The 9,571-nt window shown below is 58.6% G+C and carries 6 protein-coding genes and 1 rRNA gene; 6 read left to right on the plus strand and 1 reads right to left on the minus strand.

The annotated features are described in order from the left end of the window. Nucleotides 1-19: 19 nt before the first annotated feature. The 6 genes from D3M70_RS03640 (at nt 20) to D3M70_RS03665 (ending at nt 9,197) form a co-directional block, all read left to right on the plus strand. Nucleotides 20-964 carry a diiron oxygenase gene (locus D3M70_RS03640; RefSeq protein ID WP_120124449.1) on the plus strand — a complete coding sequence of 315 codons (945 nt, stop codon included), beginning with the start codon at nt 20-22 and terminating at the stop codon, nt 962-964. Continuing rightward, nucleotides 961-4,413 (plus strand): non-ribosomal peptide synthetase, encoded by a 3,453-nt coding sequence (locus D3M70_RS03645; protein ID WP_120124406.1) that lies wholly within the window; start codon nt 961-963, stop codon nt 4,411-4,413. The genes D3M70_RS03640 and D3M70_RS03645 overlap by 4 nt, the downstream gene beginning before the upstream one ends. A 30-nt stretch (nt 4,414-4,443) precedes the next feature. Further along, nucleotides 4,444-4,944, plus strand: a complete 501-nt coding sequence (locus D3M70_RS03650; protein WP_375232912.1) for an SRPBCC family protein — start codon at nt 4,444-4,446, stop codon at nt 4,942-4,944. Between the two features lie 140 nt (nt 4,945-5,084). Further along, a complete protein-coding gene (locus D3M70_RS03655; RefSeq protein ID WP_120124408.1) occupies nt 5,085-5,585 on the plus strand; it encodes a sigma-70 family RNA polymerase sigma factor in 501 nt (166 codons plus the stop codon). 11 nt (nt 5,586-5,596) lie between these two features. After that, nucleotides 5,597-6,592 (plus strand): FecR domain-containing protein, encoded by a 996-nt coding sequence (locus D3M70_RS03660; RefSeq protein WP_256659680.1) that lies wholly within the window; start codon nt 5,597-5,599, stop codon nt 6,590-6,592. 88 nt (nt 6,593-6,680) lie between these two features. Then, nucleotides 6,681-9,197, plus strand: a complete 2,517-nt coding sequence (locus tag D3M70_RS03665; protein ID WP_120124411.1) for a TonB-dependent siderophore receptor — start codon at nt 6,681-6,683, stop codon at nt 9,195-9,197. 122 nt (nt 9,198-9,319) lie between these two features. Here D3M70_RS03665 and rrf read toward each other — a convergent pair. Further along, nucleotides 9,320-9,435 (minus strand): 5S ribosomal RNA (gene rrf / locus D3M70_RS03670). Nucleotides 9,436-9,571: the final 136 nt, after the last annotated feature.

The following is a 9,571-nucleotide window of genomic DNA, read 5'->3' on the forward strand; positions in this document are numbered from 1 at the left end:
ATCGCACAAGGAAGACATCATGAAAGCCGAAGACTACCTATCCTTCGTCGACGCCTGGGAAGGCCGCGCCACGATCCGCACCCGCCCTCGCCGCATCGTCGAGAACGATGAAAAACTCATCTACCCATTGAGCCGCCAGCCGCTGGTCCTGAGCCAGACATTCACCCGCGAGTGCCCACACCTGCGTGACTTCGCGCTGATCCAGAGCCTGTACAAGTTCATCAATGACGTGGTGATCTTCGAGACCGAAATCGTAGACAAGACCGCCCGCAGCATCGCCAAGGACAACTTCTCGATCCGCTTCCCTTTCGCCTGTCGCTACGACGCCATGACGGTAGTGGTCGATGAGGATTACCACGCGTTGGTGGCCATGGATTTCATGCAGCAGACCATCGCACTTACGGGCATTCAACCCATTCAACTGCCATCGGAAATAGAGTTGAGCCGGGCAATTCCTGCGGCCCTCGCGCTGGCACCCGATCATCTGCGCAGCGCAGTTGAGCTGATCTGTGTGGCGATCGCCGAGAACACCGTCACCAACGACGTGGCCGCCTTCGCCAAGGACGATTCGGTCAAACAGTCTATCAAGGGATTGATGGCCGATCACCTCCTCGACGAGGGAAGGCACTCGGGATTCTGGGCACGGCTGGTACGCATCTACTGGCATGCCGCGCCTGAAGAAGACCGGCAAACCATCGCCCGAATCATGCCGGTGTTCATTGCGCAATATTTGACCAATGACATCCAGCGGGGCTTCGATTTCGGATTGATTGGCCACTTGGCAGTCACTGACTCAATCAAGCAGGCCCTTAGGGATGAATCGCAGGCGATGTGTTTCCCGATCAATCGCCACCACCCACTGGTCGGCAATATCGTCCGGTTCTTCAGAACCAGTTCGATGCTCGACTCTGCCTGTGTACAACACGCCCTCGCCGACTATTTGCCGGCAGGAGGCGGGCAATGAAGCGCCTGGAGATCGTGCTCATCGGCTACAGTCGGGCCCTGAGCGAACTCAGCGTGGAACTGGATGCCCACGGGCATCTGATTCACCGGTTACCAGACCCCTGCGCTCTGGAAAGCAGCTCAATCAGCGGCGCAGCACTGTTGATCGAGGACGGTACGCTGGAGTTGAGCTGCACGCGCCTTGCGATATTCAAGACGGGCGTGCATCTGGGTCTGCGAGTCGGGCTGACGCCGCACCTGGCGCAAAGCCTTCCTCGGCTTGAGTTGCTGTGCTGGTATGGCAGCGCGACTGCGCAACGGCTGGTCCTTCGCAAGACTGCCCCTGAGGAACTATCTGGCAATGGGCGCATGCTGCGTGATGCCGCAGTGGCCGATTTGGTCGAAAACGTCGCGATACTGGTAAGCCGTTTCTCGCGAGACGGCGAATTCTTCTGTAACTGCCCGGCCGTCGAACCACCGCAAAGCGAATGGCAGGAGGGTCTGCACAAGCTGGATCGGTTGGCCTTCGAGCACCGCTTCAACCGCACCGCGCAACCGCATCTGCTGAGCATCGCGCAGCAGCCTTTGGTGGCCCGCCTGGACCAAAGTCTCACGACTTTCGCTGATCGGTGTGCGTTGGAGATCCAAGGGCAGCGCATCAGTTATGACGCCCTTCGCGAACACAGCGTGGCGATTCAGGCACACATGCGTTCTCGGCTGGGGCACTGCGCTGACGCGCCGGTGGTCGTCGGCATCTGCCTGCCGAAATCCGCCGCACTGTTCGCGGGGATCCTGGCGATCCTGGGCTACGGGGCGGTCTATCTGCCGCTTGACCCCAGCCAACCGCTGCAACGTCAGCAGTACATTCTGGAAAACGCCGGAGCCGTGCTGCTCCTGCACGACGGGCTGCATCCCCTGGCGGGGCAGAGCGTGCCAGGGCTGGACATCACCAGCATAGACATCCCGCCCAGCGCGCAGCCTCTGATGAACCGCCGCCCGGATATCGATGCACCTTGCATGGCGCTGTACACCTCGGGCACCACGGGCCACCCGAAAGGCGTGATGCTCAGCCAGCGCAACCTGAGCCACTTCACCGCCTGGTACGCCGAGTACGTCGGGCTTCGCGAGCGCAGTCGGGTGCTGCAGTTCTCCACCCTGAGTTTCGACTCCTCCGTAATCGACATCTTCCCGACCTTGCTCAGCGGCGCCGAGCTGGTGGTGGCCAGCGAGGACCAGCATCGAGATCCACTGCAGTTGATGGAATTGCTGGATCAGGAAATGACTCATGCGTTTCTGCCACCTGCGTTACTGAGCATTCTGCCGATGGAGCGGCCGCTCAAGCTCGAACACCTTTGCACGGGCGGTGACGTCTGCGAGCCTTATGTCATCGAGCGTCTGGCAGGGCAGTGCCAGTTTCACAATCTGTACGGTCCAACCGAGGCCACGGTGCTGATCACCGCAGGACTGTTCCGGCCGGGCAGTAGCAATCGCAACCTCGGCCGCCCTATCGCCAACAGTCAGTTGCTGATTCTCGACGATCAGCTGCAACCGGTGGCCGAACAGACACCCGGCGAGTTGTACATCGTCGGGCCGGGGGTGTGCCTGGGTTACATCGATAATCCAACGCTGACCGATGAACGCTATGTGCAGGTCCCATTGGGGGACGGAGAAAGCCTGCGCGCCTACCGCACGGGCGATATCGGCAAGTGGACCGACGAAGGCGTCGAGCTGTCGGGACGTCGCGACAATCAGGTGAAAATCCGGGGGTTCAGGGTCGAGCCCGAAGAGATTGAGCATTGTCTGCGTGACTCCCAGTTGTATCGGCAAGTCGCCGTGGTGATCGACGATCAGCGCCGAATTCTGGCGTTTCTCGCTCAGCCACACGGCATCGAACCCGATGCGGCGCGGCGTCTTGTCAAGGCCCATGTCGAAGGCTTGCTGCCCGACTACATGCGCCCGGCGGCTTACACCGAACTTGCAAAAATGCCCTTTGCGGGCAACGGCAAGGTCGATCGCAAAGCCCTGCTGCAGTTACCGGTGAACCTGATAGAGCAGGCGCCGCGCCGAGAGCCGCAAACGGACCAAGAGCGCCAACTGCGAACCTTGTGGGCTGAGCTTCTGGAACTGCCGCCGGGCGATATTTCTACCGACGAAAGCTTCTTCAATCTCGGTGGTCATTCGATTCTGCTGTCGCAGATGCTGCTGGGCATTCGCGAGCAATTCGGGCGCAGCATTCCTATCAACCGCTTCATCGAAGCACCGACGCTGATCAATCTTGCGTCGCTTATCGACAGTAATGGTTCTTCGGCCTGGACAGTCAGCCCGCAAGCGATCAAGGACGCCAGCACCACTCTCGATCTGCCTGTTCTGCCCGTCGAAAAACTGGGGGATGTTCACAAGGTCATCGTCACCGGTGCCAACGGCTTTCTTGGCGTACACATCGTAGAGGCTTTGCTGGCATGGGGTGCCACCGAAGTGGCATGTCTGGTGCGCGAAGGCAGCGGCCAGACGGCTCGGGATCGCTTCGTCGACGCTTTGCGAGAAAACCGCCTGGAGCATCTGGATCTGAGCCGTGTACGGGTCTACGCCGCCGACGTCACTCAGCCGCAGTTGGGTTTAAACGACGAGCTGTATGAGCGACTGGATCGCGAGTTTGGCGCTTTGGTGCATAACGCAGCCAACGTCAATCACGTACAGGACTACGAGACCCTCGCCAGGGACAACGTCGCACCGATCTTCGAATGTCTCAAGTTGTGCGAAGGGCGGAGCAAGAAGGTGTTCAACTTTGTCTCGACGCTATCGGCCTCCAGCGCTGTCGACAGCAATGGCAGCGTTCTGGAAGCACCTGCCGCCGAGACGCCGCCGATCTACATCAAGAACGGCTACAACCTGTCCAAATGGGTCGCCGAGCGCATCTTGCAGCAGGCCCGCGAGCAGGGCGCGTGGGTCAACATCTATCGTCCCGGCAACATCGCCTTCAGTAGCGTCACCGGGGTCTGCCAGCCGCACAAGAATCGCCTGATGCTGATGCTCAAGGGCTCGATGCAACTGGGCCAGGTCCCCGATTTCTCGATGACCTTCGACTTGATGCCGGTGGATTTTCTCGCGCGCTTCATTGGCTTCCACAGCAGCCGCTATCAGCCCTCCCGGGCGGTCTTCAACCTGCACAACCCCGAGCCTTTGAGCTGGAGCAGCTATGTCGATGCCTTTCGCCAGGCAGGGCGCGAGTTCGAGATGGTCAGCGTCGCGCACTGGCAGACGCAGCTCAATCGCGTCGATAGCCAGAACGCGCTGTTCGGCGTGCTGGGTTTTTATCTGGACGGCTTCGAAGAAGACATCGGCGACATCTCGATGATCGCGTACCAGAACGCGCTGGCCGGCGTGCAACGCATGGGCGAACGCTACCCGCAGAAAACCCCGGCGCTGCTTCGTAAGGGCTGCGATTACCTGAAAGAAATCGACTTCATCTGACTCACCCCAAACGCAACACTCACCAACGTAATGGAGAAGGACATGAACTCAATCAACAAAATTGACCGGCTCAAGCCCGATACGCTGATCAGCAACCCGATCGGTACGCCCGTAGTGGCATCGGTGCAGGTTGCCGCCGGAGCACCCGAGGTGTGGGAGGTCGTCGGTGATTTCGGCGGCTTCGCGAAATTCATCCCGGCACTGGCCAGCATTGAGGTGATTGGTTGCGGCGTCGGCGCGGTGCGGCACAAGAAGTTCAAAGAAGGCGGGTATGTGGTGGTGGAGCAACTCAATTCGCGTGACGACAGCGCATTTTCCATGACCTGGACGACGATTCAGAACAACCTTGGCATTCGCAATCTGTGGGCTTCGATGACGGTTTTGCCCACGGGGAAACACTGTTGCGAAGCCACCTGGACCATCATCGCCGAGGCCGCGGAAGAGAACCCTGCAAGCGCCGAGGAATTCCGCAATTTCCTTCAGAGCTTTGCCGATGACGCGATGAATAACGTGCAGAAACTGTTCGGTTGATACGCGGCGTATGTGCCTCTAGCCCGCCCGGCTTCGAACTGGGCGGGCTTCGTCGTTCGTATCGACAGTTGCAAATTAAGACGAGGCTCAACACAATGCGACTAATTATCATTTGAGCGGCGCTGGGATGGCGCGTTTCAATGCCTTCTTTCAACGCAACGCTGCGAGTTCTCTACAGCGATCATCACGGATGGCTCAACGGCTGGCTGCGCAGCAAGCTGGGCAATGCTGCCGATGCCGCTGATCTGGCGCAGGACACCTTCGTACGTTTGCTCCATCGCAACGAAGTGCTGGAGCTCAAGGCACCAAGAGCATTCCTGCGTACCGTGGCACGCGGTCTGGTCATCGATCACTGGCGTCGTGAGGAACTGGAACGCGCCTATCTCGAAGCACTGGCTCACCTACCCGCTCAGCAAGCGCCATCGCCGGAATCCCGCGAGCTGGTGTTTGAGTTGCTGGAAAGCATTGCCAGGATGCTTGACGGTCTCAGACCCCGGGTGCGTCGCGCGTTCCTGATGGCTCAGTGCGAAGGTCTGACACACAAACAGATCGCCGAACGGATGGGGATCTCGGTGCGCTCGGTGGAACGCTACGTCGCCGACGCGCTGTATCACTGTTATCTGCTGCGGTATGAAGCATGAGCGTTGGAAACATGAGTCAGTCATTGGTGCTGGAGCGCCGCCAACCTTCCCCCGCCGTCGTCCGGCAAGCAATCGAATGGCTGATGCGACTGAACAATCCAACCGCGAGTGCACGTGTGCTACAGCGTTGCGAACAATGGCGTGCGGCACATCCCGATCATGAGTGTGCATGGCAGCGAGTACTGTCGCTTAACACTGATCTGAATGATCGCTTTCAGGCGTTGCCCGCAGGCAGCGCTGCCTTCGATGCTCTGGAAACCAGTGCGCAACGACTCGACCGCAGACAGGCGTTGAAACTGTTGTCGGGTGTGCTGGTGATGGGCTCCAGCGCATGGGTGGCGCGTGACGTATTGCCGTGGCAGCAATGGAGTGCCGACTTTGCCACCAACGTCGGTCAGCACAGCGGCTTCGCACTGACCGACGGCACGCGTCTGCGATTGAACACCGACACGGCTGTAAGCCAGGATTTCTCTGCGCTACAGCGGCTGATAAAGCTGAGAAAAGGCGAGATTCTCGTCACTTGCGGGCCCGACGCTCAAAGCCCGACTCCACGGCCGCTTCTGGTCAGTTGCTCGCACGGGATGTTCGAGGGCCTGTCCGGGCGCTTCGTGGTACGTCAGGAACATGGTCACACTCGGCTCAGCGTCACTGACGGCCGAGTCTTGATCCGTTCGCCGGGAGCCTCGTCCATCATGGCTCAGGCAGGACAGAGCTACCGGGTAACTCAGCAGCGCGCAGAGATTATGCCGGAGCTGGATATGGAGCCGGGCGCCTGGGCGGACGGCCTGATCGTCACGCGCAACATGCGTCTCGGCGACTTTCTCGCCGAAGTGTCGCGATATCGACATGGCTATCTGGGCTGTGCGCAAGACATCGCAGGGTTACGTCTGTCAGGAGTATTCCGCCTGGAAGACACAGACAAGCTGCTGGCGATCCTGCCGCAAACACTGCCAGTGCAGCTCAAATACCGAACTCGATGGTGGGTCACGCTGCAGCGCAACGTATGACGACGAAACATGTTTGGCGGGTTTCGCTCACCAGTCCGGCTTAGAGAGCAGTACCCCCTCCTCTCCATGACCTCGACGGAATCCCGCAATGACCCGGCTTCAACGTACACCGCAGCCTCAAACTGGCAATGAGTTTTATCTTGCTTCCGACGCCGTAACGCCATCTCTGTTGGGCGCCGCCATTCGCGCCGCGCTGATCTCCACAACGCTGGCCACCTGCGCGTTGCCGCTACAGGCATTGGCGCAAGAAGCCGCAGTGGTCATCAACCCGTTGCGCAATTATTCAATCCCCGAGGGGCCGTTGGGCGACTCGCTGAACCAGTTCGCGCGCCAGGCCGGCATCACGTTATCTGCTACGCCTGAACAGACATCAGGCTTTCGCTCGCCGGGGCTCCAAGGCAATTACTCGACGGACCATGCGCTGACGATCCTCCTGGGTGGCAGCGGCCTGCAAGCGGTCAGCCAAGACGGCGCCGGCTATGTGCTGCGTAAGGCCGATGGGGAGGCAATGTCGCTGCCGAGTACCGATGTGCGCGGCTTCGCCTTGGGTAACGCGTTAGGAAGCATGGAGGGCTATAACGCAACCCACAGCCAGATCGCAACCAAGACCAGTACGCCGTTGCTGGAAACCTCACAATCGGTGTCAGTGGTCACTCGCGAGCAGATGGATGACCAAGGCTCGCAAACCGTAGCTCAGGCCATGCGTTATACCCCCGGCGTGCTGACCAACCCCTATGGTGCGACTCACCGTTACGACTACGTGGCGATGCGCGGCTTCAACGACGGCTCTGTAGACAACATCTACCTCGACGGCTTGAAGTCCATGGGAGACAGCGGCACGTACAGCACGATGCAGGTCGACCCCTACTTTCTCGAACGCGTCGATATCCTCAAGGGTCCGTCTTCTGTCCTGTATGGTCGCAGCTCGCCCGGAGGGCTGGTCGCACTGACCAGCAAGAAACCGCTGTATGAGCCGTATCACCAGATTCAGGCAACGGTCGGGTCCAACAATCAACGTGGTGTGGGTTTTGACTTCAGCGGCCCGGTGGATGACGACAAGCGCATTGCATATCGCCTGGTCGGACTGACTGACAAATCCGACACGCAATTCGATCATGCCGAGGAGAAACGCTACGCTCTGGCTCCAACCCTGAGCATCGATTTCACCGAAGACACGTCGCTGACGCTGCAGGCCTATCTGCAACACGATCCAGACGGCGGCTATCACGGGGGTAATCCGGCGGACGGGGTCCTGCACCAACGCAACGGCCAGCGCATTTCCGAACACTTCTTTGAAGGGGAGCCGGGTGTTGACGGCTACAGCCGCGATCAACAATCCTTTGGCTATCAGTTCGAGCATCGTTTCAACGATGTCTTGACTGCGCGGCAGAACTTTCGCTATCTGGACTCTAAAGTGAGTCTGGATCAGGTCTACAGCTATGGCTGGACAACCCCCACCAGCAACGAGCTGAACCGCTATTACTCGGGTGCCAATGAGCATCTGCATTCGTACATCATCGACAACATGCTGCAAGCGGATTTCTATACCGGCTCGGTCAAGCACACCGCATTATTCGGTGCTGACTATCAGCGACGCAAGACGGTAGTCGACTGGCAGAGTGGCTCACTGGCGCCAATCAACGCGTTCAATCCGGTCTATGGCAACTCGGAGATCACCTACTACGACCCCACCAGTTATCTGCGGCGTCTGGAACAAACCGGGGTGTATGCACAGGATCTGATCGAGTGGGACAAATGGCGCTTTTCGCTCGGCCTGCGGCATGACTGGGTGGAGACGTCGGATGAGAATCGGATCGCAGAGGTCGGTCGCCCAGAAGGGACTGAGATCAACGACAAGCGCACCAAGACCACGGGCCGCGCTGGTGTGTTGTATCTGTTCGACAACGGTATTGCGCCGTATCTCAGCTATTCGGAGTCATTCAACCCTAACTCCTACTCCGACAGCGCCGGTAACCCCTTGGCGCCTACCGATGGCAAACAATGGGAAGCAGGAATCAAGTATCAGCCTCCTGGCACTGACAACCTGTTCACGGCTTCGGTATTCCGTATCGATCAGGAAAATCTTGCAACCAAGCTACCGCAGGAAAACTTCTACCGCCCGATCGGCGCTGTACGCTCCCAAGGTCTCGAACTCGAAGCGCACATGCAGTTGACCGACAATTTCAAGGTACTGGGTAGCTACACACTGACGGACATTGACTATTCGAAGTCGATGCCCAGCACCGTAAGTAATGTGGACAATAAAGGTCATTCGCCGACTCAGGCTCCGAAGCACATGGCATCGGTCTGGGGTGACTACAAATTCAACAGCGGTGCGCTGGATGGGCTGCGCCTGGGTACAGGCTTGCGCTACGTAGGATCGAGCTGGGTCGATTCAGAGAACACGGCGAAGGTGCCGTCGTACACGCTGTGGGACGCTTCAATGGGCTATGACTTGGGTAAACTGGGGTTGAAAGGTGTGGATGTCAGGCTCAATGCCAACAACCTTACCAACGAATCTTACGTCGCTTCATGTGCCAGTCTGAATTTCTGCTATATGGGTGAAGAGCGAAACATCAGCGCGACGTTGAGCTACCAGTTCTAAGGCCAGACACGCTATCAAAGCCAGCCGCCGGAGACGGGGCTGGCTTTTTTGTGCCCGACTTCTGAAGGCTCATATGCACAAAACCCCTGTCTGCGTTAGCAGACAGGGGTTTCGGAATTCAATCTTGACGATGACCTACTCTCACATGGGGAAACCCCACACTACCATCGGCGATGCACCGTTTCACTGCTGAGTTCGGGATGGGATCAGGTGGTTCCAGCACTCTATGGTCGTCAAGAAATTCTGTGGCCGATCCGTTACAGGTAACGTGTCAGCGAAAATTGATGACTTTCACTTAAAACAAAACCCCATCTGCTTTCGCAAATGGGGTTTCGGAATTTAATCTTGACGATGACCTACTCTCACATGGGGAA

Origin of the sequence: Pseudomonas sp. LS-2 (assembly GCF_003605735.1) — a bacterium.
GTDB lineage: Bacteria > Pseudomonadota > Gammaproteobacteria > Pseudomonadales > Pseudomonadaceae > Aquipseudomonas.

Bases quoted from the DNA above. Each gene is read 5' to 3' on its own strand.
- D3M70_RS03640 (WP_120124449.1), top strand. From the start codon at position 20: ATGAAAGCCGAAGACTACCTATCCTTCGTCGACGCCTGGGAAGGCCGC.
- D3M70_RS03645 (WP_120124406.1), top strand. From the start codon at position 961: ATGAAGCGCCTGGAGATCGTGCTCATCGGCTACAGTCGGGCCCTGAGC.
- D3M70_RS03650 (WP_375232912.1), top strand. From the start codon at position 4,444: ATGGAGAAGGACATGAACTCAATCAACAAAATTGACCGGCTCAAGCCC.
- D3M70_RS03655 (WP_120124408.1), top strand. From the start codon at position 5,085: ATGCCTTCTTTCAACGCAACGCTGCGAGTTCTCTACAGCGATCATCAC.
- D3M70_RS03660 (WP_256659680.1), top strand. From the start codon at position 5,597: ATGAGTCAGTCATTGGTGCTGGAGCGCCGCCAACCTTCCCCCGCCGTC.
- D3M70_RS03665 (WP_120124411.1), top strand. From the start codon at position 6,681: ATGACCCGGCTTCAACGTACACCGCAGCCTCAAACTGGCAATGAGTTT.